The 24,301-nt window shown below is 62.3% G+C and carries 23 protein-coding genes and 2 tRNA genes; 14 read left to right on the plus strand and 11 right to left on the minus strand.

The features are described 5' to 3' along the window. Window positions 1-159: 159 nt before the first annotated feature. The gene (ilvD, locus tag ACOSV0_RS15810; RefSeq protein ID WP_434107084.1) at window positions 160-2,022 is read right to left on the minus strand and encodes a dihydroxy-acid dehydratase; all 1,863 of its coding nucleotides are present in this window, start codon (window positions 2,020-2,022) and stop codon (window positions 160-162) included. Window positions 2,023-2,230: 208 nt separating this feature from the next. On the opposite strand from ilvD, the gene ribBA reads away from it, so the two are divergent. The 4 genes from ribBA to ACOSV0_RS15830 all read left to right on the plus strand — a co-directional run bounded on the left by ribBA (window position 2,231) and on the right by ACOSV0_RS15830 (window position 5,692). Beyond that, entirely contained in the window at window positions 2,231-3,367 is a 1,137-nt protein-coding gene (ribBA, locus tag ACOSV0_RS15815) for a bifunctional 3,4-dihydroxy-2-butanone-4-phosphate synthase/GTP cyclohydrolase II (RefSeq protein WP_434107085.1), read from the plus strand. A 50-nt stretch (window positions 3,368-3,417) separates the two neighbouring features. Next, on the plus strand, window positions 3,418-3,924 hold the full coding sequence (gene ribH, locus ACOSV0_RS15820) for a 6,7-dimethyl-8-ribityllumazine synthase (protein ID WP_006050161.1): 507 nt from the start codon (window positions 3,418-3,420) through the stop codon (window positions 3,922-3,924). Further along, window positions 3,921-4,355 carry a transcription antitermination factor NusB gene (gene nusB / locus ACOSV0_RS15825; protein WP_054037337.1) on the plus strand — a complete coding sequence of 145 codons (435 nt, stop codon included), beginning with the start codon at window positions 3,921-3,923 and terminating at the stop codon, window positions 4,353-4,355. The genes ribH and nusB overlap by 4 nt, the downstream gene beginning before the upstream one ends. Before the next feature lie 140 nt (window positions 4,356-4,495). Then, entirely contained in the window at window positions 4,496-5,692 is a 1,197-nt protein-coding gene (locus tag ACOSV0_RS15830) for a pyridoxal phosphate-dependent aminotransferase (RefSeq protein ID WP_434107087.1), read from the plus strand. Window positions 5,693-5,907: 215 nt separating this feature from the next. Here ACOSV0_RS15830 and ACOSV0_RS15835 read toward each other — a convergent pair whose 3' ends face one another. Beyond that, on the minus strand, window positions 5,908-7,089 hold the full coding sequence (locus ACOSV0_RS15835; protein ID WP_434107088.1) for a transglycosylase SLT domain-containing protein: 1,182 nt from the start codon (window positions 7,087-7,089) through the stop codon (window positions 5,908-5,910). 603 nt (window positions 7,090-7,692) lie between these two features. Here ACOSV0_RS15835 and ACOSV0_RS15840 point away from each other — a divergent pair. Next, entirely contained in the window at window positions 7,693-9,261 is a 1,569-nt protein-coding gene (locus tag ACOSV0_RS15840; protein WP_434107089.1) for a UbiD family decarboxylase, read from the plus strand. Between the two features lie 126 nt (window positions 9,262-9,387). Continuing rightward, entirely contained in the window at window positions 9,388-10,068 is a 681-nt protein-coding gene (locus tag ACOSV0_RS15845) for a LysE family translocator (protein WP_434107091.1), read from the plus strand. Between the two features lie 84 nt (window positions 10,069-10,152). Here the strand turns inward: ACOSV0_RS15845 and ACOSV0_RS15850 are convergent, their stop codons facing one another. Next, window positions 10,153-11,118, minus strand: coding sequence for a threo-3-hydroxy-L-aspartate ammonia-lyase (locus tag ACOSV0_RS15850; protein WP_434107092.1), 966 nt, complete (start codon window positions 11,116-11,118; stop codon window positions 10,153-10,155). A gap of 141 nt (window positions 11,119-11,259) precedes the next feature. Then, window positions 11,260-11,562 carry a hypothetical protein gene (locus tag ACOSV0_RS15855; RefSeq protein ID WP_120296163.1) on the minus strand — a complete coding sequence of 101 codons (303 nt, stop codon included), beginning with the start codon at window positions 11,560-11,562 and terminating at the stop codon, window positions 11,260-11,262. 765 nt (window positions 11,563-12,327) lie between these two features. Between ACOSV0_RS15855 and ACOSV0_RS15860 the strand changes: the two genes are divergently transcribed. The 4 genes from ACOSV0_RS15860 to ACOSV0_RS15875 all read left to right on the plus strand — a co-directional run bounded on the left by ACOSV0_RS15860 (window position 12,328) and on the right by ACOSV0_RS15875 (window position 14,596). Beyond that, on the plus strand, window positions 12,328-13,257 hold the full coding sequence (locus ACOSV0_RS15860) for a Rossmann-like and DUF2520 domain-containing protein (RefSeq protein WP_434107093.1): 930 nt from the start codon (window positions 12,328-12,330) through the stop codon (window positions 13,255-13,257). Window positions 13,258-13,334: 77 nt separating this feature from the next. Beyond that, entirely contained in the window at window positions 13,335-13,655 is a 321-nt protein-coding gene (locus ACOSV0_RS15865; protein ID WP_434107094.1) for an EthD family reductase, read from the plus strand. A gap of 218 nt (window positions 13,656-13,873) precedes the next feature. Further along, window positions 13,874-14,437 carry a YggT family protein gene (locus ACOSV0_RS15870; RefSeq protein WP_434107095.1) on the plus strand — a complete coding sequence of 188 codons (564 nt, stop codon included), beginning with the start codon at window positions 13,874-13,876 and terminating at the stop codon, window positions 14,435-14,437. A gap of 85 nt (window positions 14,438-14,522) precedes the next feature. Then, window positions 14,523-14,596: transfer RNA gene (locus tag ACOSV0_RS15875), tRNA-Gly, on the plus strand. A 163-nt stretch (window positions 14,597-14,759) separates the two neighbouring features. On the opposite strand, the gene ACOSV0_RS15880 is transcribed toward ACOSV0_RS15875, so the two are convergent. Both ACOSV0_RS15880 and ACOSV0_RS15885 read right to left on the minus strand, forming a co-directional pair. After that, window positions 14,760-15,140, minus strand: a complete 381-nt coding sequence (locus ACOSV0_RS15880) for a hypothetical protein (protein WP_434107096.1) — start codon at window positions 15,138-15,140, stop codon at window positions 14,760-14,762. Window positions 15,141-15,242: 102 nt separating this feature from the next. Beyond that, window positions 15,243-15,626: a hypothetical protein gene (locus ACOSV0_RS15885; RefSeq protein ID WP_434107097.1), complete on the minus strand. Its 384-nt coding sequence runs from the start codon at window positions 15,624-15,626 to the stop codon at window positions 15,243-15,245. A gap of 385 nt (window positions 15,627-16,011) precedes the next feature. On the opposite strand from ACOSV0_RS15885, the gene trmB reads away from it, so the two are divergent. Further along, window positions 16,012-16,812: a tRNA (guanosine(46)-N7)-methyltransferase TrmB gene (gene trmB, locus ACOSV0_RS15890; RefSeq protein ID WP_434107098.1), complete on the plus strand. Its 801-nt coding sequence runs from the start codon at window positions 16,012-16,014 to the stop codon at window positions 16,810-16,812. A gap of 96 nt (window positions 16,813-16,908) precedes the next feature. Here the strand turns inward: trmB and ACOSV0_RS15895 are convergent, their stop codons facing one another. From ACOSV0_RS15895 to ACOSV0_RS15905, 3 genes are all read right to left on the minus strand, one after another. Continuing rightward, on the minus strand, window positions 16,909-17,745 hold the full coding sequence (locus ACOSV0_RS15895; protein ID WP_434107099.1) for an undecaprenyl-diphosphate phosphatase: 837 nt from the start codon (window positions 17,743-17,745) through the stop codon (window positions 16,909-16,911). Window positions 17,746-17,824: 79 nt separating this feature from the next. Next, a complete protein-coding gene (locus ACOSV0_RS15900; protein WP_434107100.1) occupies window positions 17,825-18,418 on the minus strand; it encodes a DUF1439 domain-containing protein in 594 nt (197 codons plus the stop codon). A 94-nt stretch (window positions 18,419-18,512) separates the two neighbouring features. Continuing rightward, a complete protein-coding gene (locus ACOSV0_RS15905) occupies window positions 18,513-18,842 on the minus strand; it encodes a YkgJ family cysteine cluster protein (protein ID WP_434107101.1) in 330 nt (109 codons plus the stop codon). A gap of 222 nt (window positions 18,843-19,064) precedes the next feature. Here ACOSV0_RS15905 and hemN point away from each other — a divergent pair, with 222 nt between their 5' ends. Together hemN and ACOSV0_RS15915 are read left to right on the plus strand one after the other, a co-directional pair. After that, entirely contained in the window at window positions 19,065-20,450 is a 1,386-nt protein-coding gene (hemN, locus tag ACOSV0_RS15910) for an oxygen-independent coproporphyrinogen III oxidase (RefSeq protein WP_434107102.1), read from the plus strand. Window positions 20,451-20,556: 106 nt separating this feature from the next. Then, window positions 20,557-20,641, plus strand: a tRNA-Leu gene (locus ACOSV0_RS15915). Window positions 20,642-20,870: 229 nt separating this feature from the next. Here ACOSV0_RS15915 and ACOSV0_RS15920 read toward each other — a convergent pair. Next, window positions 20,871-22,256 carry an amino acid permease gene (locus tag ACOSV0_RS15920; protein ID WP_063497102.1) on the minus strand — a complete coding sequence of 462 codons (1,386 nt, stop codon included), beginning with the start codon at window positions 22,254-22,256 and terminating at the stop codon, window positions 20,871-20,873. A 214-nt stretch (window positions 22,257-22,470) separates the two neighbouring features. Here ACOSV0_RS15920 and ACOSV0_RS15925 point away from each other — a divergent pair, with 214 nt between their 5' ends. Next, window positions 22,471-23,433: an alpha/beta fold hydrolase gene (locus ACOSV0_RS15925; RefSeq protein ID WP_434107103.1), complete on the plus strand. Its 963-nt coding sequence runs from the start codon at window positions 22,471-22,473 to the stop codon at window positions 23,431-23,433. 32 nt (window positions 23,434-23,465) lie between these two features. Here ACOSV0_RS15925 and ACOSV0_RS15930 read toward each other — a convergent pair whose 3' ends face one another. Further along, entirely contained in the window at window positions 23,466-24,299 is an 834-nt protein-coding gene (locus tag ACOSV0_RS15930; protein ID WP_434107104.1) for a M55 family metallopeptidase, read from the minus strand. Between the last annotated feature and the right edge of the window lie 2 nt (window positions 24,300-24,301).

A 24,301-nucleotide genomic window follows, 5' to 3' on the forward strand; every position in this document is an offset into this window, starting at 1 on the left:
CATTCTTCGCCGTCGCGCAGCTTGCGCTCCGAACCCGATCCGCTGGCGCGCATCCCGACTGATTGGATGAAATACGGGCGGCGTCCATTGCGAACGCCGCCCGCCTCCTCACCAAGGCTCCTGTATCAACGAGCCCGTTGGTTGTGCTTCAACACCATCTCACTTGCGCTTCAGTTGCGAGAGATCCCGCACAGCACCACGGTCAGCCGAGGTTGCCAGCGCCGCGTAGGCCTGCAACGCTTGCGACACCACGCGTTCACGATTCACCGGCATCCATGCCTTGTCGCCGCGCGCTTCCATGGCTTCGCGACGGCGTGCCAGTTCCTCATCCGACACCGCCAGGTGCATCTTGCGCGTAGGAATGTCGATCTCGATCACATCGCCTTCTTCCACCAGACCAATCGTGCCGCCTTCGGCCGCTTCCGGCGACGCGTGCCCGATCACCAGCCCTGACGAACCGCCGGAGAAACGGCCGTCGGTAAACAGCGCGCAGCTCTTACCCAGACCCTTGGATTTCAGATACGACGTGGGGTAAAGCATTTCCTGCATGCCGGGGCCGCCCTTCGGACCTTCATAACGGATCACGACCACGTCGCCCGCCACGACCTTGTCGCCCAGAATGGCTTCAACGGCGTCGTCCTGGCTTTCGAAGACGCGCGCGCGTCCGGAGAAGACCCATTGCGATTCGTCGACACCCGCGGTCTTGACGATGCAGCCCTTCTCCGCGAGGTTGCCGTAAAGCACGGCGAGGCCGCCGTCTTTCGAATACGCGTTCTGCTTGCTGCGGATACAGCCGCTCTTGCGGTCGGTATCCAGCGACGCAAACGTGGCGTCCTGGCTGAAAGCGACCGTGGTCGGAATGCCGCCCGGCGCTGCCCGGAAGAGTTTCTGCGCGTCTTCGCCCGCGCCACCGGCGACGTCCCACTGCGCAATCGCCTTGCCCAGCGTGCCGCTATGCACGTTGCCGCACGACAGGTCCAGCAGCTCCGCACGCGCCAGTTCACCCAGAATGCCGAGGATGCCGCCGGCGCGGTGCACGTCTTCAATGTGGAATTTATCGGTTGCGGGCGCCACTTTGCACAGGCACGGCACTTTGCGCGAGATGCGATCGATGTCGGACATCGTGAAATCGACGCCGCCTTCCTGCGCGGCTGCCAGCAGGTGCAGCACGGTATTGGTCGAACCGCCCATGGCCACGTCGAGCGCCATGGCGTTCTCGAATGCCTGCTTGGTGGCGATATTGCGCGGCAGAACCGACGTGTCTTCTTCCTGATAGTAGCGGCGGCACAGGTCCACCACCAGACGCCCGGCCTGTTCGAACAGACCCTTGCGCGATGCGTGCGTGGCGACAATCGTGCCGTTGCCCGGCAACGCCAGACCGATTGCCTCGGTGAGGCAATTCATCGAATTCGCGGTGAACATGCCCGAGCAGGAGCCGCACGTCGGGCAGGCGCTGCGCTCGATTTCCGCCACTTCCGCGTCGCTGACACGGGAATCGCCCGCCTTGATCATCGCGTCGATCAGGTCGATCTTGGCAATCACCTGGCCGTCTGCCGGCGATTTGACCTTGCCCGCTTCCATCGGCCCGCCGGACACGAACACGACGGGAATGTTCAGGCGCATGGCGGCCATCAGCATGCCCGGGGTGATCTTGTCGCAATTGGAGATGCAGACCATGGCGTCGGCGCAGTGCGCGTTGACCATGTATTCCACCGAGTCGGCGATCAGCTCGCGCGAGGGCAGCGAATACAGCATGCCGCCGTGGCCCATGGCAATGCCGTCGTCCACCGCGATCGTGTTGAATTCCTTGGCCACACCGCCCGCTGCTTCGATTTCCTTCGCGACCAGCGCGCCCAGGTCGCGCAAATGCACATGGCCCGGCACGAACTGGGTGAACGAGTTCACCACGGCGATAATCGGCTTGCCGAAATCGTCGTCTTTCATTCCGGTGGCGCGCCACAAGGCGCGGGCGCCGGCCATGTTGCGGCCATGAGTCGATGTGCGTGAGCGATAGTGCGGCATGATCTTTCTCGAACGGGTTAGCGGGGATCTGTTTTCTGGATTCTGGAGGCGGCCTTCGCGGGCGCGACGAATTATAGCAACGTCGCCCCTTCAAACCGCCGCCAGACAGCCCACGGCCTGGCCAAACGGCCAATGCCACCCGCGCCAGGCGACTTGGGGCCGCGCGTGGCGTAAAATACGCGCTTTCTTCGAAAAAACTCCCGCCAACATGACGCTCGCCTCCACTCAAGAGATCATTGCCGAACTGAAAGCAGGCCGGATGGTGATCCTCGTCGACGAAGAAGACCGCGAAAACGAGGGCGACCTCGTGATCGCCGCCGAATTCGTCACGCCGGAAGCGATCAACTTCATGGCGCGCTACGGCCGCGGCCTGATCTGTCTGACACTGACCCAGGAACGCTGCAAGCAACTGAACCTGCCGCTGATGACCTATCGCAACGGCACGCAGTACGGCACGGCGTTCACAGTCAGTATCGAAGCAGCCGAAGGCGTGACCACCGGCATCTCGGCGGCCGACCGCGCCCGCACGATCGCCGTGGCGGTCGCGCCGGACGCAAAGGCCGAGCACATCGTGCAGCCGGGCCACGTGTTCCCGATCATGGCCCAGCCCGGTGGCGTACTGGTGCGCGCCGGCCACACCGAGGCCGGCTGCGACTTCACCGCGCTGGCAGGCCTCACGCCGGCCGCTGTGATCTGCGAAGTCATTAAAGACGACGGCACGATGGCGCGCCTGCCGGACCTGATGGAGTTCGCCAAAGAGCACGATCTGAAAATCGGAACGATCGCGGATCTGATTCACTACCGCAGCCGTACCGAATCGATCGTCGAACGGATTTGCGAGCGCACCATGCAAACCGCGCACGGCGCGTTTCGCGCGGTGATGTATCTCGACCAGCCGAGCGGCCAGCCGCATATCGCGCTGGTGCGCGGCACACCGACCCCGGGGCACGAGACGCCGGTGCGCGTGCACGAACCGCTGTCGATGCTGGATCTGCTCGAAGTCGGCAAATCGACTCACTCATGGACGCTGGACGCAGCCATGAAAGAGATCGCCCAGCGCGACGTCGGCGTGATCGTGCTGCTGAACTGCGGCGATTCGAAGGATCATCTGGTCGACGTGTTCAAGGCGTTCGACTCGAAAGAAAAGGCCGAGGCGCTCAAACGCCGGCCGGTCGACTTCAAGACGTACGGTATCGGCGCGCAGATTCTTCGCGAGCTCGGTGTCGGGAAGATGCAGGTGCTGTCGAATCCGCGCAAGCTGGGCAGCATGTCGGGCTATGGCCTCGAAGTCACTGGCTTCGTACCCATGCCGGGCAGCACCGCACAGGCTCCGCAACAAGGCTGACCCGACCATTCACGCGCTAAAGCGCCAACTCAAAACACTACGGAATTCACATGGAAATCGGACAATACCAACCGAATCTCGACGGCGACGGACTGCGTATCGGCATCGTCCAGGCGCGTTTTAACGAACCCGTCTGCAACGGTCTCGCGGATTCGTGCATCGAAGAACTCGAACGCCTCGGCGTGACCGGCGAAGACGTGCTGCTGGTCACCGTGCCGGGCGCGCTGGAAATCCCGCTGGCGCTGCAAAAGCTCGCCGAAAGCGCGCAATTCGACGCACTGATCGCGCTGGGCGCGGTGATTCGCGGCGAGACGTACCACTTCGAACTGGTATCGAACGAAAGCGGCGCGGGCATCACGCGTATCGGCCTCGACTTCGGCATTCCGGTTGCGAACGCCGTGCTGACCACCGAAAACGACGAACAAGCCGTCGCACGCATGACCGAGAAGGGTCGTGACGCAGCGCGCGTGGCCGTCGAAATGGCCAATCTCGCCGTCGCGCTCGAACAACTCGGCGGTGACGACGAAGAAGAAGACGAAGAAGAGGAAGAAGCATGAAGAGCGCACGCCGACGCTCCCGCGAACTGGCCACGCAGGGGCTTTACCAGTGGCTGCTGTCGGGCTCGCCCGGCGGTGAAATCGACGCGCAACTGCGCGGCGCGCAGGGCTTCGACAAAGCCGACCACGAACACCTGGACGCCATTCTGCACGGCGTGATCCGCGATTCGGAAGCACTCTCCGCGGATATCGCACCGTGCCTCGACCGCCCGATCGACCAGCTTTCGCCGGTCGAACGCGCTGTTCTGCTGGTCGCTGCGTTCGAACTGAAGAATCACGTCGATATCCCCTATCGCGTGGTCATCAACGAAGCAGTGGAACTCGCCAAGACCTTTGGCGGCGCGGACGGCTACAAGTACGTGAATGGCGTGCTGGACAAGCTGTCGGCGCAACTGCGCGCCGCTGAAACGCAGGCAGCCCGCAAGCATTGAGGACGAGGCGCGTGGCGTGGTCACGCGCCTGCCCGATGCCGCAAACCCATATCGTTGGGCGCTTGCAAGGACGCCGCAGAGCACATGAACCCATGTGCCGCGCGTCGTCCCGCTTTTGCTTCTGAACTGGATTTGATCGTATGAACTCCGTGACCGAACCCTTGGTGCGGCTTGCTGCCCGCGTCGACGCCATCCAGCCTTTCTATGTGATGGAACTGGCCAAGGAAGCCGCGCTGCTCGAGCGCGACGGGCGCGACATCATCCACATGGGCATCGGCGAACCCGATTTCACCGCCCCCGAACCGGTCATCGAAGCGGCCGCGAGCGCCCTGCGCCGCGGCGTCACGCAATACACCAACGCGCTCGGCCTGCACGCGCTGCGCGAGGCGATCTCGGCGCATTACTCGGCGTTCTACGGCGTCAGCGTCGATCCGGCGCGGATCGTCGTCACTGCCGGTGCTTCCGCTGCGTTGCTGCTGGCTTGCGCCGCGCTGGTCGATCGCGACGATGAAGTGCTGATGCCCGACCCGTGCTACCCGTGCAACCGCCACTTCGTGATCGCGGCGGAAGGCAAGCCGGTGCTGGTGCCAAGCGGGCCGGCCGAACGCTTCCAGCTGACCGCCGCCGATGTCGAGCGCCTGTGGAACGAGCACACGCGCGGCGTGCTGCTGGCGTCGCCGTCGAATCCGACCGGCACGTCGATCGAACCGGCTGAACTCGAACGCATCGTCAAAGCTGTACGGTCGCGTGGCGGCTTTACGATCGTCGACGAGATTTACCAGGGGCTCAGCTACGACGCCAAGCCTGTCTCAGCACTTTCATTCGGCGACGACGTCATCACCGTCAATAGCTTCTCGAAGTACTTCAACATGACCGGCTGGCGTTTGGGCTGGCTGGTGGTGCCGCCCGGCATGGTCAACGCGTTCGAAAAGCTTGCGCAGAACCTGTTCATCTGCGCGTCGGCGCTCGCGCAGCATGCGGCGCTGGCCTGTTTCGAACCGGAAACGATTGCAATCTATGAAGCGCGCCGCCTCGAATTCAAGCGCCGCCGCGACTTCATTGCGCCGGTGCTCGAGTCGCTGGGCTTCTCGGTGCCGGTGATGCCTGACGGTGCATTCTATGTGTACGCCGATTGCCGCACGGTCGCGCATCGGGCGGCTGGAGACAGCGCGGCGCTCACCAAGGCGATGCTGCACGACGCGGGCGTGGTGCTGGTGCCGGGTATGGACTTCGGCACGCACGCGCCGAAGGATTACATCAGGCTCTCGTATGCAACCGCCCTGCCGAAGCTGGAAGAAGCGGTCGAGCGGCTGGCGAAGCTCTTCGGACGGCACTGACCGAACAGCGGCTTGTGGGGGCTTGGGCGCTTGCGGCTTGAGTTGGCTCCAAAGGGGCCTGCGATGGCCTGGCGGGGTGCAATGCCCAGACACACGCCCCGCAGCCTCGCGCGTCGCCATCGCGAGCGCCAGCCATAAAAAAAGGACACCCTCCCGGGTGTCCTTTTTCGTTGCAGCCGCTCTCGCGTCACGCCAACGGGGTTACGCGATCAACCTTAAGCGCCCAACTCCGAAGCCGATGCCACATGCTTGGGCGCGTTGGAACTGGCGTCGTCCTGCTCGGACACCGGCGTTTTCACCGATGTTGCCGCGCTCAGCGGATGACCGGCATCGAGCGTCATCTGCACGCGCTTGCCGTTAGTCGATGCCGCAGTTGCCGGAGCCGTGTTCGACGCCGTCAGAACCGGAGCCTGCGGTGCATTGATCGGTACCTTGCGGCCACGCGCCACATCGCGCAGACGGCCACGCTCGGCCATCACCTTGGCGCCGTAGCCGCCGTCGTCCTGCGAGGTCGAGCCGACGTACAGACGCAAACCGCCCGGCAGCGAACCGCCGCGTGCGATGCAATCCTTCAGCACCAGCGCGCCCACCTTGATGTTCGCAACCGGTTCGAGCGCTGCGCTCTGACCGCCGAAATACTGGAATTTGTCCGAGTGGACCTTGGACATCACCTGCATCAGGCCTTGCGCGCCCACGCCGCTCTCGGCGTACGGGTTGAAGCCCGATTCGATTGCCATCACGGACAACAGAAGAAGCGGATCGAGGCCGACTTCGCGGCCAGTGTCGAACGCGGCCTTCACGAGCTCGCTAACGGGCTCCTGAGCGACGCGATAGCGGCGCGCCAGGTACGACGCGACCAGATCCTGCTCGCGGGTCGAAACCAGCACGCGATCGTCGCGTGCGTCGGCCGAGACGCGCTGCGCCGGGATCAGCCGCGCCAGCGCGGAAACGCTCTGCATGGTGCGCGGGTCGAGGCCGTTCAGCGCAGCCACGCCCATACCGGACGTGCCGGTGCCGTCGAAGGCGCCGTCGTAGCTGGTATTGCTGACAGTAACGTCATTGTTGCCGTTGTTCGCGCCGCTAGCGGCATCGCTGCTGGTCGAGTTCGCGGACAGCGAGTCGTCGGAGGACGCGCCGGGCGGTCCGAAAGCCGGCAGCGGGTTGCCCTGCAGCAGACGGGCGGGACCAGCTTGCACGGCGGCGGAAATGACCGGCATCAGCTTGGCGGCAAGGGTGCCGCGCCAGGCCGGCATCAGCCACAGTGCGAGTGCCAGCACGACAGCGATTCCGCCGACGATGCTGAACAGGTGATGACTCATTCGCGTCCCGCGACGCAACGCACCACGCACTACTTGCGCGATACGCTCATCGGGACGCCACGATAACCAGGCGTTCATTCAGATCTCCCATGTTGCATGATCCGCGAACTCCGCCAGTTGAATAGGCGGTAACACACGCTCGCAGAGTCAAGACATCGCGTGCTCTGTCTGGTAAGGGCAACAGCGACGTCGGGAAAACGGCAAATACCGTTTGTGGGGAGCCATCTCGAAAGCGGCCCGCGGCATGCCAAAAACATGCGGGCGGAGGCTCCCACGCGAAAAACCAGCGTCAGTTGGCGCTGGCGAGGACTTCAGTAAGACCGTCAAATACCGTGCAGGGGGTCGGTAAACGGTGACGCGTTGCGTCTGATGGGACCGGGGGCAGTGGTAAAAAGGTTCACGCCCTGCAACCAATGTGGACGGATTCTATGCAGGGTTTTATAGATCGTCAACACTATAGATAGGCAAATGTATAACTAATTGTAATAATGAACGGTGTTCAGTCCGTCTAGAACCGCGCCGTGCGCGCCTCTTGAGCTATCTCAATTACTCCTTCCGATCTAGGCCATTTGGCCAATCTACGCCCGCCTGCCAACACAGGTAAAATCGACAATCGTTTTGGCGCCGCGAAACCTGCGGCGCCCTCCTTTTTGCCGCTTGCGCGGCTCTCTACCGCACCAGATGAAATACAAAGACCTGCGCGATTTCGTCGGCCGTCTCGAAACGATCGGTGAACTGCGCCGCATCTCGCAAAACGTCTCGCCCGTCCTGGAAATGACCGAACTGTGCGACCGCGTGCTGCGCGCCGGCGGTCCGGCGTTGTTGTTTGAGAGCCGGCAGCAGCACGCGTTCCCTGTTCTCGGCAACCTGTTCGGCACGCCGCGCCGCGTTGCGCTCGGCATGGGCATCGACGCGCAGGCAGGTGAAGGCGATGGCGCGGCGCTGGAGTCGCTGCGCGACGTCGGCCGCCTGCTCTCCGCATTGAAGGAACCGGAGCCCCCGAAGGGGCTCAAGGATGCCGGCAAACTGTTCTCGCTCGCGAAGGCGGTGTGGGACATGGCGCCCAAAACAGTGAGCGCGCCGCCCTGCCAGGAAATCGTCTGGGAAGGCAACGACGTCGACCTTGGAAAGCTGCCGATTCAGACCTGCTGGCCGGGCGATGCCGGGCCGCTGATCACATGGGGCCTGACCGTCACAAAAGGCCCGAATAAGAGCCGACAAAATTTAGGCATCTATCGCCAGCAACTGATCGGGCGTAACAAATTGATCATGCGCTGGCTCGCGCATCGCGGCGGCGCACTCGATTTCCGCGAGTTCGCGCTGCAGAATCCGGGCAAACCGTATCCCGTGGCTGTCGTGTTGGGCGCCGATCCGGCGACCATCCTCGGCGCGGTCACGCCGGTGCCCGACACGCTCTCCGAATACCAGTTCGCCGGGCTGCTGCGCGGCGGCCGCACCGAACTTGCGAAGTGCATCACACCGGGTGTCGACGGCTTGCAGGTGCCTGCGCGCGCGGAAATCGTTCTGGAAGGCTTCATCTATCCGCAGGAAGGCACGCCCTCGCCTGCTCCCGCAGGCGCGCCGCCGCGTCCGGCCAAGGGTGCATCCGCCGCTTACGAACACGCGCTGGAAGGCCCCTATGGCGACCACACCGGCTACTACAACGAGCAGGAGTGGTTTCCCGTCTTCACGGTCGAGCGCATCACCATGCGGCGCGACGCGATCTATCATTCCACCTACACCGGCAAACCGCCCGACGAGCCCGCCGTGCTCGGCGTCGCACTCAATGAAGTGTTCGTGCCGCTGTTGCAGAAGCAGTTCACCGAGATCACCGACTTCTATCTGCCGCCCGAAGGATGCAGCTACCGGATGGCGATCGTGCAGATGAAGAAGAGCTACCCGGGTCACGCCAAGCGCGTGATGTTCGGTGTGTGGAGTTTCCTGCGGCAATTCATGTATACGAAGTTCATCGTCGTGGTCGACGAGGACGTGAATATCCGCGACTGGAAGGAAGTGATCTGGGCCATCACCACGCGCATCGATCCGGCGCGCGACACCGTGCTGGTCGATCGCACACCGATCGACTATCTGGATTTCGCTTCACCGGTGGCGGGTCTCGGATCGAAGATGGGGCTCGACGCGACCAACAAATGGCCGGGCGAAACCGATCGCGAATGGGGTCGCCCGATCGAGATGGACAAGGCGGTCAAACAACGGATCGATACCTTGTGGAGTGAGTTGGGACTGTAAAAACAGCCCCCGAATCACATTGTTGAATTTTTAGGATTCTGTCGGCATCGAAGCGATCCAGCCACCCGCCGGATCGTGCGCGCTCGAACAAGTCTGAATAACAAAACTGATGGAGCAGTTGCGCGGATGCATGCCTTTTCAATGATGTCGGATGGTTTTTTCCTGTCATTGTCGTTGTGCCTCGACATCGGCCTTGTCAACGTCGCGATAATTTCGCTGACGCTGTCGCATGGCTTCAAACCGGGCTTCTGGTTGGGCCTGGGTTCCTGTTTCGGCGATCTGGTTTACGCGGCGCTCGCGCTCGCGGGAATGGCGGCGCTGCTGCAGTTCGAATCGGTGCGCTGGGTGGTATGGATCGGCGGCGCGGCGGTCCTGCTGTTCCTCACATGGAAGATGGCGCGCGAAGCGCTGTTCCCGGCGTCGGCGCCTGCCGTTGCCGGAGAAGCCGATGCCAAAGCGCCGCATCTTTCCCCGTGGCGCGGTTTCCTGCGTGGCGTGTTACTGGCGATGTCGTCGCCTTCGGCGATTCTGTGGTTCGCCGCAGTTGGCGGTGCGTTAATCGCGAAGGCCGGTGCGACCAGTGTGACGACTGCGCCGGTGTTCCTCGGCGGCTTCTTCCTGGGTGGCCTGTGCTGGACAATCTTTATCTGCGGGCTCGGCAGCCACGGACGCAAACGCGCCGGCACCGGTTTGCTGCGCGCATGCCATGTATTGTCGGCGCTGCTGTTCGCCTACTTCTCGTATAGCGTGATCGTGAACGGGTATCGCGATCTGATCGTGCAGACCGCACAACGGGTTGCAAGCTAAAAAAGAAACGGCTCGCCTTGACGCGAGCCGTCTTCCCTCAATTTCAACGTGCGCAGCACGGCGCAAAAGCGATCAGGCAGCGTATCAGGCCAGATACTGCGCCAGCTTCGCCAGATCGACGTTGCCACCGCTCACCACCACGCCCACGCGCTTGCCCTTCACCGGCACGATGCCGTTGAGCACGGCAGCCGCAGCGAGGCAACCGGTCGGCTCCACCACGATCTTCATGCGCTGTGCGAAGAAACGCATGGTCTCGATCAACTGCTCGTCGCTAACCGTTTCGATCCGCGCAACCAGCTTCTGAATGATCGCGAACGTGTAGTCGCCGAGATGCGTGGATGCAGCGCCGTCGGCAATCGTTCGCGGCGTGTCGATATGCACGATCTCGCCGCGTGCGAGCGATTGCTGGCCGTCGTTGCCCGCTTCGGGTTCGATACCGATCACGGTGCACGCCGGACTCAAAGCCGCCGCCGACAGCGCACTTCCGCCTATCAGTCCACCGCCGCCGAGGCAAACGAACAGCATGTCGAGCGGGCCGGTTTCCTCGATCAATTCCTTCACCGCCGTGCCCTGCCCCGCGATTACATGCGGATGGTCGTACGGCGGAATCAGCGTCATGCCGCGCTCTTCGGCGAGCCGCCGGCCGATCTCCTCGCGATTCTCGGTGTAGCGGTCATAGCTGATCACTTCGCCGCCATAACCCCTCGTCGCCGCAACTTTGGCGGCGGGCGCGTCGTGCGGCATGATGATCGTCGCGTGAATGCCTGCAAGGCGCGCCGATAGCGCGATCGCTTGCGCATGGTTACCCGACGAGTACGTCAGCACGCCCGCTTTGCATTGCTCCGCGTCGAAGTGCGAAATCGCGTTGTAGGCGCCGCGAAACTTGAACGCGCCCATGCGCTGAAAATTTTCGCACTTGAAGAACACCGACGCGCCCGTGCGCTCGTTGAACGTGCTCGAGGTCAGAACGGGGGTACGGTGGGCGACGCCTTCGAGACGCGCGGCGGCGTCGAGTACGTCGTCGAAGGTGGGAGCGGGAAGCGCTTGCATTGACGAAACTCTCCAGAGCGGTGGCGAAACAGCCATTCTCCCAGCTTCGCCAGTGCTTTGGTATGCCGCAAACACAAACGGCGTAACCCGGCGATCAAGCCGGCGTTACGCCGTCAACACATCTCGACGCGCTTCCTGCGATTAGCGGCGATAGTAGCCGTGGCCGTAATAACCGCGGCCGTAGTAGCCGTGATGATAATAAGGACGGCCGTAGCCACCGTAATACCCGCCCACCACCACTGCCGGCGGCGCGTAATAACCCGGCGCATACACCACAGGCGGAGGCGGCGGTGCGTAATAGACTGGCGGCGGCGCGGCATAAACCGGATATGCCGGCGCGATCGGAATGCCAATACCGATACCGACGGAAACGTGCGCCTCAGCAGCAGTAGCGAACCCCACGCCGAGTGCAGCGGCAACGACAAACGGAACGATCTTTTTCACTTTTATTCTCCTGGCGCGGCCCACTAAGGTCGCCGACTTCGCATGCCTTGCATGCTATGAAATCAATGTATCGAAAAAGCCCGCGCATAGATGTTCGCATTTGTTGCAAATTGCAATTGGCGGCAATGGGTCGGAATGGGCGTCCACGCGGCGCCGGCCGGATACGCGGCGTAATGGACTGAGAACCAAGGGTTTGCCAGCGGTTGAGCGCTTGCAAATCCGCTGCTTTGCGGGTCCTGCGGGTTCAGGCACTCACTTGCCGGTAATCTTTGATTACAAATTAGCTTCAATCCTGACGCCCCAAATGAAAAATGCCCGGCGCAATCACGCCGGGCATCTCTTACTCGCGAGCAGACGGTGTTTTCAGCCTACCTTCACGTAGGCGAATTCTCTGGAGACGTTGGGCGGAACATACGCGCCGCTGATGCGCACGCGTGGCTTCAAACGCTTCTTCTGATCCCACCAGCGACGGCGCTGCGAATGCGTCAAGAACCGCAAGTGCTTTCGGTAAGAAAAAATGTTCATTGTTACCTCCCGAATCTGACTGCGAGACGAAAAACCCGGAACAGCAACTGCAAAACTGACCCACGGAGAAATTGTGAGCAGTTTTCGGACCTGCGGGGCGCGCGCGGCCGGATGACCGACCGAACGCGCCATATCGCACGCGAACTGATCAGAGGAATGCCGCTACCGACACGCGCCACTGCCCGGACGGATGCGATACTTCTGCTTCCCGTTCAAATGTTCCGTCTGGAGCACGCAACCATGTCCCAGCCCTCTCTGCCGCGCCTCGGCTTCATCGGTGCGGGACGGCTCGCGCGCTGTCTCGCGCTGAGCTTTTCACGCGCCGGCTATCCCGTCACGGCGGTGGCGAGCCGCACAGTGGCCTCGGCCAGCCGGCTCGCCAGTCAAATCGAACATTGCACGGCATTCGACGACCCACAACAGGCCGTCGACGCCGCCGACATCGTCTTTTTAGCCGTTCCCGACGACAGCATCGGTACGACAGCGCACACACTGCGGTTCGCGGCGGACGCCTCACCAGGCAAAGCGCTTGTGCATTGCAGCGGCGCCTCGCCGGTCGATCTGCTCACTCCGGCACGCGATCAGGGCGCCTCGATCGGCGGCTTTCATCCACTCTACCTCTTTAGCGGCGATCTCGCCGACGTCGAGCGGATCGCCGGCTGCTCGGTGACGATCGAGGCTGATGGAGCGCTCAAGGACGTCCTGACGGCGCTGGCCGTTGCGTTGCGCTGCCATCCGCTGTCGATTCCGGCGGGCGGCCGCATGCTGTATCACGCCGCCGCGCATTACGCCGCCAGCTTCGCGCTGTGCAGCCTCGCCGAATGCGTCGCGTTGTGGCGCACGCTGGGTTTTGCCGAAGACGACGCGCTGCGCGCGCTGCTGCCGATGCTCTCCGGCACTATCGAAACCGCCCGCGACAAGGGCCTGCCCAACGCGCTCGCCGGCCCGGTGTCGCGCGGCGATACGGGCGTCGTGGAGAAGCAGTTGGCATTGCTGGAAGGCCTCGGCGGCGATCATGCCGCGCTGTACGGTTTGCTGACGCGGCGCGCGGTCGGACTGGCCGAACGCCGCGCCAAACCGCCCGCCGCGATCGAGGCAATTGCCGAGGCGGTGGAAGAATCGCTCAACCGGTCGCTGAATCAGGCCGCAGCAGGTGCAAGCGTCAAGTAAGCCGTGATAATGTGACGTCCGGCGCCGCGCGCAATCCGCCAGCGCCGCGCTTAGGGACCAACAGACGAGAACGCACAATGATCAAGGTCAGCATCCTCTATCCGTACCGGGAAAACGGCCACTTCGACGTGGACTATTACTGCGTCACGCACATGCCGCTTGCGGCGAAGCTGTTCGGGCCGTCGCTGAAAGGCTGGTCGGTGGACGTCGGCATCAACGCCGGGCCGCCGGGAACGCCGCCGCCGTACGTCGCCGCAGGACATTTCCTGTTCGATAGCGCGGACGACTTCTATAAAGTCTTCAAGCCGGCCTCCGAACGCCTGCTCGCCGACATCCCGAATTACACCGACGGCGGCAACGGTGCGATTCTGATCAGCGAAATCAAGATTTCTGTGTGATATCCCGCGGCCGGATTCGGCTTGGCGGCATACAGTTCGCCAATCAACCTGGCTTGAACATCTGGAAATTGATCCACTGCGTCCCCATTTGTGACGCGTAACGCGCCTCCTGCGGGAATGGCGCAGGCAATCCAAATGAACCCGCCGGTGCACCGATCGGTCAGCGCCGGCACCCCGCGGCCGATCGACGGCCGTCATCCGAAGGATAAGGACACGAGATGTTTGGCGATATCGCCCGTTTTCTGCTCAATACCGTCTTTACGCTGTTCGGCGCCGCGTTGCTGCTGCGCGCATGGCTGCAGGTCGTGCGCATGCCGCCGTACAACCCCGTCACGAATGCCGTGCTGCAAGCAACCAACTGGATCGTGCTGCCGCTGCGGCGCATCCTGCACAGCACGCGCAACATCGACTGGGCGAGTCTGGTCGCGGCGCTGCTTGCGGCAATCATTTATGTGGTGCTGATGGTGGTGCTCACGGGCGCCGATCCGCTCACCCTCGCGCCGACCCTGCTGATTGTCGCGGTGCTCACGCTCATCAAGTGGGCGCTGAATCTGATCATCTGGATGACGATTTTGATGGCGCTGCTGTCGTGGCTCAATCCGCGCTCGCCGGCCATGCCGATTCTGTATCAACTGACCGCGCCGTTCCTGAATCCGTTGCGACGCGTTGTGCCGCAGCTTGGGGGCATCGACCTCTCGCCGATTCTGCTGTTCGTGATCGTGCAGGTGCTGCTGATGGTGGTGACGCGTGCGGCCGTTCAGTTGACTTACTTCGTGATCTGAACGACGCTTGGCGTGTCGTGTGGATAAGGGTGGCGGCAGCGCGATTTGCGCTAACCGCCCCTTCCCGAGTAGAATCGTGCGCGCTGCGGGCGTCGTATAATGGTAATACCCTAGCTTCCCAAGCTAGAGCCGTGGGTTCGATTCCCATCGCCCGCTCCAGATTTTTTCAGCTCACCTGGCAATTGGTCAGGCGGCTTCGCGAAAAGATCTGAATCTGCAGCATTTCCCACCCGCTACACCGTCCCCGTCTGTCATTCGAGAAGTCGCGCACAAACGCAAGATGAACCCGCGTGGTGTCAACGCGTCATTACGCGCACTACCATTAATTCTTCGCAGCCTTCTCGACCGCTTTGACCAGCTTGAATTTATCTTTATCTAACGCGTAGTAGTACGTCCCGCTACCCTTTTCATTTCTGCTACCGTGAACCACTAGCAGGCGGCTGTCGCGCCGGAATTCGATCGGCTCCTGCACGTCCACGTCCCAGCAGCACACCGTGAAAGGCAACCACGTGACGCGACCGGTCTTTGCGTTGATCGCCACACTGGACACGCACGACGCACCACAGCCCCAGCTCGCCAACACATAGTGCCCGGCGAAATTCGGCTTCTGCCGGCTGGCTTCGCGGATACGTGTCGCGTACGCCTTGTCGTCCGCGGATACGAGGCGCACTTTCGCCGCTTTACCCACAAATTTTCCGCTCACCGCGAAATCTTCAAAGCGCGGCGCGCCGGCATCTGCGGCTTGCGCTGCGCTTATCCAGCAAACGGCCGAAACAAGACCTATCAATAGAAACTTGTTCAATTCTCAACACCAGTGGTTTGCTTCCCACACCAGTCGCGCCGATGCAGCGGTGTGATATCGCCCGAGAATATAGCGAATCCCTCCCTGACATTCTTCGACGGCATTACCGAACGACTTTTCGCCATTCGGATTCAATTCATATTGAGCTGGCAGCAGTTGGTACATCCCGCGTGCGGACAACTTCTCGTTGCGCGCGTCCACCATGCCACCGGATTCCTGCGCCATTAACCACAGTAAATCGTTGAATTGCGTGAGCGCCACGCCTTCAGCGGCCATGGCTTTGCGAAGCGCATTCTGAGAGGTAGTCGGAACGGCAGTTGGATCGACGGCGACCCAGGCAGGTTTGGCGGGTTTAGCCTGACGATGATTGTGTGCGTGTTTGCCCATAGTGGATTTTCGCTTTGATAATCGCTGCAACTGGTTGGCTTACAACGCGATTAAATCATACGAATGGCTGTCATTGTTATTAAAATGTAATATTTATCCCGGTTTCAGGCCATCTTCACACCGAGCACCGTCTGGACGCACCCTTTTCGGGTGTGCTACCTTACGCGCACTTGCAATGTCCGCTCCACCTTCCTGCTGAACCGTCAGCAGAATCCAGCACGAGCCGCCTCCCATGAAGGCGGCTTTTTTGTAGTGGCAGCGGCCAGACATGGCGATCCGAGCGAACCGCGCCTGCGAACTGCGGCCCATGCCGCGCAAGCGCAAACGGCGCCTCGCAACACGCCATGCACGCCGCCAGGCTCTCACCCTTGTAGCAGTATCGACAATGATCCACGATCCAAACGACGCCGGCCTGCCGGACGAACTCCCGCCGGCTTCTATCGAAACCGAAGGCCAACCGGTCGACGCCGACACAGACACCGGCTCCGACGCCCCGCAAGAAGAAGCCCTGCACCGACGCCGCATCCGCAGCTTTGTCACGCGCGCGGGTCGCGTATCGACCGGCCAGCGCCGCGCGATGGACGAACTCGGCCCGCGTTTCGTCGTGCCGTTCACACCGCAGCAACCCGACTGGAATAGCGTGTTCGGCCGTACAGCGCCGCGTGTGCTGGAAATCGGCTTCGGCATGGGCGCGACCACCGCTGAGATTGCCTCGCACCGTCCCGAGGACGACTTCCTCGGCGTCGAAGTGCACGAGCCCGGCGTCGGCGCGCTGCTGAAGCTGATGGGCGAGCAGGAACTGTCGAACATCCGCATCATTCAGCACGACGCAGTCGAAGTACTCGAACAGATGATCGCGCCGGACAGCCTCGACGGCGTGCATATCTTCTTTCCCGACCCGTGGCACAAGGCGCGCCATCACAAGCGCCGGCTGATCCAGCCGAAGTTCGTCGCGCTGCTGGTTTCGCGCCTGAAGCCGGGCGCCTATCTGCATTGCGCAACCGACTGGCAGAACTACGCCGAGCAGATGCTCGAGGTGCTCGGCGCCGATCCCGCGCTGGAAAATACCGCCGACGGTTACGCGCCGCGCCCTGAATATCGTCCGGTGACGAAATTCGAACGCCGCGGGTTAAGGCTTGGGCATGGCGTGTGGGATCTGGTGTTCAAGAAGCGCGTCGCGGCGTAAAACCGCCCGCTACCTCCCGCTCGCCGTAAAGACGCCATAAAGAAAAAGGTCCGCAAACGCGGACCTTTTTTCATGACTCGACCGATAAGCGGGGACTCAGTCCGTCCAGCTCAATGCACCGCTATAGCCGACCAGCAGGATCAACAGGCCGAAGCCGATCCGGTACCACGCGAACACGGTGAAATCGTGCGCTGCGATATAGCGCAGCAGCCAGCGCACGCAGGCGAAGGCGCTGATGAAGGCCGCCACGAAACCGAGCGCGAAGCTGCCGAGCGCGTCGGCCGACAGCAGATGCCAGTCTTTATAGAGCTCGTAAGCCGTCGCGCCGAAGATGATCGGAATCGCGAGGAAGAAAGAAAACTCCGTAGCGACGCGCCGGTCGAGGCCAAACAGCATCCCGCCGATGATCGTCGAACCCGAGCGCGACATACCCGGGATCAACGCAAAACATTGGGCGAGACCGACTTTCAACGCATCCAGCGGGCTCAGATCGTCGACGTTCTGAACCCGCGCCGCCATGCCGCCTCGCGCGCGCTGACGCGCCTCTGCCCACAGGATCACAACGCCGCCCGCCACCAGCGCGAACGCGACCGGCACGGGCGAAAACAGCGCCGCCTTGATGGCCTTCTCGAACAGCAGGCCCAGCACGATCGCCGGAATCGTCGCGATGATCACGTTCAGCGTAAAGCGCCGTGCGTCGGGCCGGCTGGGCAGGCCGACCACCACGCTGCCGATGCGGCGGCGAAACTCCCAGCACACAGCCAGAATCGCGCCGAGCTGGATCACGACATCGAAGGTTTTCGCGTGTTCATCCGTGAAATTGAGCAGACTTCCCGCGACGATCAAATGGCCGGTGCTCGACACCGGCAAAAATTCCGTCAACCCTTCGACGACGCCCAGAATCAGCGCCTTGCAAGCCAATAGCCAGTCCATCCGTGACCCTCATCGCTGTAGATAGTCGAAACGAACAGGGTCAGCACGATACGCGCGGCCCCGCCGGCCGCGCGTATCGTCATTTCTCGACGATTTGCACGCGTATGCCGTTTGTAAGGATAGTGATTGTACCGGGTTCGTAATTCACCCCGGCAAATTGCAGTTGTTCGGGCTTGAAGGTGTAGATCGGATAGTTGGTCAGCAACTGCGTGGCGAGCACGGCCGCCGCGGCATTGATCTGCTGTGTGTAGGCCTGGGCCTGCCCGCTCACGCTGACGTTGTCGACGTTCGGCGACTTCAGCACGACCGATTTGCTGGCGGCGTCGTAAGCCAGTTCGCTCGACAGCGTAAATACGCCGTCGACCGGTTGTGGCATGAATGGGCTCGCCAGCCGGGCGTTGAGCTTCACCGAGACGCGGTTCGCGTCCGGCAGGAAGCCGACCACCGGATTGGTCAGCGCGACGTCGAACACTTGCGAAACCGTGCGCTGATAGGGGAATTTGCGCTGCACCGCGTCCTGCACCTGCTGCTGCGAGAACGTGTAATGCGAGGGGATGAACGGGAAAATCGAGGTCGCGCAGGCCGCCAGCGACACGGTGATGCCAAGCGCGGTGCAGCCTGTCAGCGCGGCAAGCAGGAAGCGGCGCCGGGTCGGCGCAGCGGGTCGAGTCATGCGAAATCTCCTGTGGAAGCCTTCTCGAACATGCGGTTACGTTGGGTCGTGCTGATTCAGATCAATGAACGACGTGGCGGTTCGTTCACGCGCGCTATCGGCGCACCGCCGGCTGCGGTTGAGTCTGCGTTTCAAGCTGCATGAGCCACGCGAGCGCTTCGCCGCGGCTCGTGCCGCACATTTCCATCTGCGGTTGCAGTCCGGAACAGCACGCCGGCCGCTCCGGCTGACCGAAGATCGCGCAACGCAAATCGTCGCCGAGTTGCACGCAGCGCACGCCCGCCGGCTTGCCATTCGGCATGCCGGGGATCGGACTCGAAATCGACGGCGCGATACAGCACGCACCGCAATCGGGGCGGCACGCGTGACCGGCCACATTGAACGGGGACTCGCGCTTCACAACGCTGTTCGGCACATCACTCACGACATTTTTCCTGAACTCGAAAACACACAACGCAACGCCAGACCCGCATTGTGCCACCGCATTCCGTGCGACCTTTTTACACAATCCGGCAGGGAGCCACTCACGTAAACTCGACGGCTACGAAAGGCCACGCTCAAGAGGCGTCCGCGCTGTTCGATCCGGTGGCGCGAACCGCCGCCGGTTCTTGCCTCTTCCACGGTGGCCGTCAAACCTGAGCCCCTCATGACCACCGCCAACACGCTATTCCGCCCTGACCTGCTCGCGAAATACAACGCGAACGGTCCACGGTATACGTCCTATCCGACCGCCTTGCAGTTCCGCGACGAGTTCGATCCCGCCGACTATTTACGCGCCGCCGCGGACCCAGGTGCATCCGCCACCGATCTCTCGCTGTACGTCCACATCCCCTTTTGCGACACCGTGTGCTTCTACTGCGGTTGCAACAAGGTCGCGACGAAAAACCGCGCGCACGCGCGTCCCTATGTCGAGCATCTGAAGCACGAAATGGCGTTGCAGGCAGCGTGTTTCGACACGCGGCGCCCCGTGTCGCAATTGCATTGGGGCGGCGGCACGCCCACGTTCCTGTCGCACGATGAAATGGCGGAACTGATGGCCGCGGCGCGCGAGCACTTCGCGTTGCTGCCCGATACCGAAGGCGAATACTCGATCGAGGTCGATCCGCGCGAAGCGTCACCCGAAACCATCGCGTATTTGCGCGCGCTCGGCTTCAACCGGCTCAGTCTCGGCGTGCAGGATTTCGATCCGGTGGTGCAGCAAGCAATCAATCGCATTCAGCCGCTCGAGATGACCGCGTCGGTGATGCAGGCCGCGCGTGATACAGGGTTCCACTCGATCGGCGTCGATCTGATTTACGGGCTGCCGCATCAAACAGTCGACAGCTTCAGCCGCACGCTCGACACGATGATCGAACTTGCGCCCGATCGCCTTTCGGTATTTGCGTACGCGCACATGCCGCAGCTCTTCAAGATGCAGCGGCAGATGGACGCCGCCACGCTGCCCTCGCCCGCCGTGCGCCTCGCAATCCTGCAACGGGTGGTCGAGCGGCTAACGGGCGCGGGCTATGTCTACATCGGCATGGACCACTTCGCGCTGCCCACCGACGAACTCGCGCGCGCGCAAGCGCAACGTACCCTGCATCGGAATTTCCAGGGATACAGCACGCGCGCGGAATGCGATCTGATCGGCTTCGGCGCGTCGTCGATCGGCAAGGTCGGCGATGTGTACGCGCAGAACATCAAGGACCTGCCCGGCTATGCCGCGGCAATCGGCGCGAACAGGCTCGCGATCACGCGCGGCGTGCGCCTCACCGCGGACGACCGTCTGCGCCGCGATGTGATCACGCAGCTGATGTGCAATCTGGAACTGCGCTTCGATGAATTCGAAGCTGCGTACGGCATTCGCTTCGCCGATACGTTCGAGCCGGAACTGGAGCGTTTGCGCGGCTTCGAGCAGGACGGGCTAGTGTCCGTGAGCGGCGGCAAGCTCGAAGTACAGATGGCCGGACGCATGCTCGTGCGTAACATCGCGATGGTGTTCGATCGCTATCTCGCCCAGCAGATGCGCGAACGGTTTTCACGCACAGTTTGATGGCTGAGCATAAGAAGAAGGCAACCGGCTTGCCCGTCGCCGAATTTTCCGCCATAATCTGCGTCTTCGCCGCGCGGCCTACTCTGGCGCGTGCGCTTGAAGACCTGCCCAGGTGGTGAAATTGGTAGACGCAGGGGACTCAAAATCCCCCGCCGCAAGGCGTGCCGGTTCGATTCCGGCCCTGGGCACCAAAGAATTCGTTTGATCGAAGTTCAGCTTTATCCTCGAACCCCGCCAGCGCCTGCTGCCTGCGGGGTTTTTCGTTTCTGGCGTTCAGATTGCGCGTCAGAAACGGCAAGCCGGCCTGGGTACGCCCTAAATGCACCGCGAAATCTGAATTGATTCTGCTGACCACGCGCAGCAAAGAAAGCGCGAACGGCGTGAGCGCACAAAGTGCGCCTCGCACGCCGCCCACATGTCTTACTGCCCTGCCACCCGTGCGCCGCCATGCATCGCCGCACGCCGGCGCTTGAACACATAGCCGGCCCACATCACGACCAGCCACGCCGGCACGAGCCACACCGAAACCGACAGGCCCGGCGTCATCGCCAGAATCACGAGAATCAGCGCCATGAAGGCGAGGCAGATCCAGTTGCTGACCGGGAACCAGAACGACTTGAACACGAGCGTCTCGCCTGCCGCCACCATCGCCTTGCGCGACTTCAGATGCGTGAGGCTGATCAGTGCCCAGTTCAACACCAGCGCGGCCACCACCAGCGCCATCAGCAGGCCGAGCGCCTCGGCCGGAATCAGATAGTTGATGATCACGCAGGTGAACGTGGCGAGCGCCGACAAACCGATAGCCATATACGGCACGCCGCGCCGGTCGACCTTCATCAGCGCGCGCGGCGCATTGCCCTGTTCCGCGAGGCCATAAAGCATGCGGCTATTCGCATACACGCCGCTGTTGTACACCGACAGCGCCGCGGTCAGCACCACCACGTTGAGAATGTTCGCGGTCAGCGTCGAACCGATCTGCGAGAAGATCATCACGAACGGGCTGCCGCCCGCCGCGACCTGATTCCACGGATACAACGAGAGCAGCACTGCCAGCGAGCAGATGTAGAAAATCAGAATCCGGTAGATCACCTGATTCACGGCCTTCGGAATGCTCTTCTGCGGATCGGCCGCTTCAGCAGCCGTAATGCCGATCAACTCGAGGCCACCGAACGAAAACATGATGACCGCGAGCATCATGAACAGGCCATGAAAACCGTGCGGGAAAAAGCCGCCGTCTGCCCAGAGATTGGTGATCGAGGCTTGCGGCCCGCCATGCCCGCTGATCAGCAGATAACCGCCAAACAGGATCATGCCGATCACCGCCACCACTTTGATGATCGCAAACCAGAATTCGGTTTCGCCGTACGCCTTGACGTTGGCGAGATTGATCGCGTTGATGACGGCGAAGCACACCAGCGCCGACACCCATGTGGGCACGCCGGGCCACCAGTAATGCACGTAGGTGCCGACCGCCGTCAGTTCGGCCATGCTCACGAGCACGTACAACACCCAGTAGTTCCAGCCAGACAGAAAGCCGGGAAAGTCGCCCCAATATTTGTACGCGAAGTGGCTGAACGAACCCGCGACCGGTTCCTGCGCGACCATTTCGCCAAGCTGGCGCATGATCATGAAGGCGATGATGCCGCCGATCGCGTAGCCGAGGATCATCGACGGGCCGGCGGCCTTCAATACGCTGGCGGAGCCGAGAAACAAGCCGGTGCCGATCGCCCCGCCCAGCGCGATCAGCTGGATGTGGCGATTCTTAAGCCCGCGCTTCAGGCCGTCTTGCTGCTGTGCACTATTCAAAATTGCGCCCCAGTGTATGGATATCGATCGCCTGATCGGGCTTATGGCCCGGTCCGGCAGAACCTGAAATTTTACCGCGCCCGAAATTACCTCAATACTGGGACCAACCCGTGCTTGGTTCTGCGCCGCACTTAACGGCGAGGATAGTGATTGTCACTGGCGTGGGGCTTCTGTATGTTGCCCTAGTCGGGGTTTCTGCCTTCGGAGATTCAACATGTTGCTCAAACGTCTGCTTTGCGCCGCTGCTTTGTGTCTCTCCTTCGCCGGCGCGAGTGCCCTCGCGCAAACCGCGGCGCCCACGACAGAACCCGCGGCCGAACCGGCCGACATGCCCGGCACGGAATCGAGCGCGCCGGAAGCACCCGCGCCCGTGGAGCCGGCCACCGCGCCTGCGACGCCTGCCGCCGCCTCCATGCCTGAAGCCGCACCCGCCCCCCCGAAAGTGACTGCCGCCAAACCGCCCGCAGCGCCGATGACCGGCCCCGTGCGTAACGTCGTACTGGTTCATGGCGCTTTCGTCGACGGGTCGAGCTGGAACGGCGTCGTCGCAAAGTTGCAGCAGAAGGGTTATCACGTGAGTTCAGTGCAGAACCCGCTTACGTCGCTGGCCGACGATGTCGCCGCCACCCGCCGCGTTCTCGCGCGTCAGGATGGCCCGACCCTCCTCGTTGGACATTCATGGGGCGGTGTCGTGATCACCGAGGCCGGCGCGAACGCGCCGAACGTCGCGGGTCTCGTCTATGTAGCGGCGATTGCACCGGACCTGCACGAATCGACAATGGACCTGATGAAGCGCGCGGCGCCGGCGCCCGCGGGTCAAGGCATCACTGCGGATTCCACAGGTTTTCTTTGGCTCGACCGCGGCAAATATCACGCCGACTTCGCCGCCGACGTGCCCGAGAATCTGACGCGCGTGCTCTCCGCCGCACAACAGCCGGTCGCCGCCAGGGCCTTCAGCGAAACGGTCGATCAGGTCGCGTGGCGCGAAAAGCCTTCGTGGTACATCGTAACGACGAGGGACCGTGCAATACCGCCTGAACTCGAGCAGTTCATGGCCAACCGCATGGGCGCGAAGATCGTGCCGATCTCATCGAGCCATCTTGTGCCGGTATCGCATGCGGGAGCGGTTGCGGATGTGATCGATCGGGCAGCGCGGGAGTTGAGCCGGCAACAGTAGGACGTAGCCAGTCACGCCCTCCGTCACACGGCTCAGCGCAGCATGAACGACATCGCCGACAGGCAGTTCAGCATGCGCACGGCATGTTCCGCCGACTCCGCACTAAAACGCAACGTGACGGCATCGACACGTATGAGCGTCGGCCATTGGCAGAACAGATCGGCAAGCGCGCTGGTTTGCACACGCAACTCGCATTCGACGGGCTTCATGACAGCGCGCGTAGCTTGCGACGCATGACCCTTGTCGATGTAATGCCGCACCACTTCGCGTGCGGCACTTTCGATCGCATCACGAGCGCTTGCCGGTGTTTGCGTAACGCCGCTCGCATGCCCCGTCGCGCTCTTGGTGACCACGAAACGCGCGCCCGGAAAACGCGGCGCGGTTTCCTCGGCGAACACATCGTCGCCGGATAAAAGCGCTACCTGTGCGCCATATTCTTCCGCTAGCGCGCCGTACAGTCCCGCCTCGCCGACTTCGACGCCGTTCAGCGAGACACGTGCGAACGCAAAGCTGTTGATCGTATGCGAGAGAATGCCGCGCGTTTGCGACCTGGCGTGATAGCCGATCATAAATACCAGCGCCGCGCCGTATTCAAGGCCAGCCATCATGCCAAGCGTGCGTGGTTTGCCGAGCACGATCTGCGCGCGTGCATCGAGCAGATCGGGCAGCAGATTACGGAAGCCGCCGTGCGAATCGTTGACCCACACGTGCGTCGCGCCACCTGCGAATGCACCTTCGATCGCGGCGTTGGCTTCGAGCGTCATCCAGCGGCGCGCGGCTTCGTATTCGCCGTTGCCCGCGCGCGTCTGCTCGGGATGAAACACACCGGCTACGCCTTCGATGTCGACGGAAATCAGGACTTTCATCA

This window comes from Paraburkholderia caffeinilytica, from assembly GCF_051027425.1.
GTDB lineage: Bacteria > Pseudomonadota > Gammaproteobacteria > Burkholderiales > Burkholderiaceae > Paraburkholderia > Paraburkholderia caffeinilytica_A.

Coding starts and splice junctions, on each gene's coding strand:
- ilvD (WP_434107084.1), bottom strand. CDS start 2,022: ATGCCGCACTATCGCTCACGCACATCGACTCATGGCCGCAACATGGCC.
- ribBA (WP_434107085.1), top strand. CDS start 2,231: ATGACGCTCGCCTCCACTCAAGAGATCATTGCCGAACTGAAAGCAGGC.
- ribH (WP_006050161.1), top strand. CDS start 3,418: ATGGAAATCGGACAATACCAACCGAATCTCGACGGCGACGGACTGCGT.
- nusB (WP_054037337.1), top strand. CDS start 3,921: ATGAAGAGCGCACGCCGACGCTCCCGCGAACTGGCCACGCAGGGGCTT.
- ACOSV0_RS15830 (WP_434107087.1), top strand. CDS start 4,496: ATGAACTCCGTGACCGAACCCTTGGTGCGGCTTGCTGCCCGCGTCGAC.
- ACOSV0_RS15835 (WP_434107088.1), bottom strand. CDS start 7,089: ATGAACGCCTGGTTATCGTGGCGTCCCGATGAGCGTATCGCGCAAGTA.
- ACOSV0_RS15840 (WP_434107089.1), top strand. CDS start 7,693: ATGAAATACAAAGACCTGCGCGATTTCGTCGGCCGTCTCGAAACGATC.
- ACOSV0_RS15845 (WP_434107091.1), top strand. CDS start 9,388: ATGCATGCCTTTTCAATGATGTCGGATGGTTTTTTCCTGTCATTGTCG.
- ACOSV0_RS15850 (WP_434107092.1), bottom strand. CDS start 11,118: ATGCAAGCGCTTCCCGCTCCCACCTTCGACGACGTACTCGACGCCGCC.
- ACOSV0_RS15860 (WP_434107093.1), top strand. CDS start 12,328: ATGTCCCAGCCCTCTCTGCCGCGCCTCGGCTTCATCGGTGCGGGACGG.
- ACOSV0_RS15865 (WP_434107094.1), top strand. CDS start 13,335: ATGATCAAGGTCAGCATCCTCTATCCGTACCGGGAAAACGGCCACTTC.
- ACOSV0_RS15870 (WP_434107095.1), top strand. CDS start 13,874: ATGTTTGGCGATATCGCCCGTTTTCTGCTCAATACCGTCTTTACGCTG.
- ACOSV0_RS15885 (WP_434107097.1), bottom strand. CDS start 15,626: ATGGGCAAACACGCACACAATCATCGTCAGGCTAAACCCGCCAAACCT.
- trmB (WP_434107098.1), top strand. CDS start 16,012: ATGATCCACGATCCAAACGACGCCGGCCTGCCGGACGAACTCCCGCCG.
- ACOSV0_RS15895 (WP_434107099.1), bottom strand. CDS start 17,745: ATGGACTGGCTATTGGCTTGCAAGGCGCTGATTCTGGGCGTCGTCGAA.
- ACOSV0_RS15900 (WP_434107100.1), bottom strand. CDS start 18,418: ATGACTCGACCCGCTGCGCCGACCCGGCGCCGCTTCCTGCTTGCCGCG.
- hemN (WP_434107102.1), top strand. CDS start 19,065: ATGACCACCGCCAACACGCTATTCCGCCCTGACCTGCTCGCGAAATAC.
- ACOSV0_RS15925 (WP_434107103.1), top strand. CDS start 22,471: ATGTTGCTCAAACGTCTGCTTTGCGCCGCTGCTTTGTGTCTCTCCTTC.
- ACOSV0_RS15930 (WP_434107104.1), bottom strand. CDS start 24,299: ATGAAAGTCCTGATTTCCGTCGACATCGAAGGCGTAGCCGGTGTGTTT.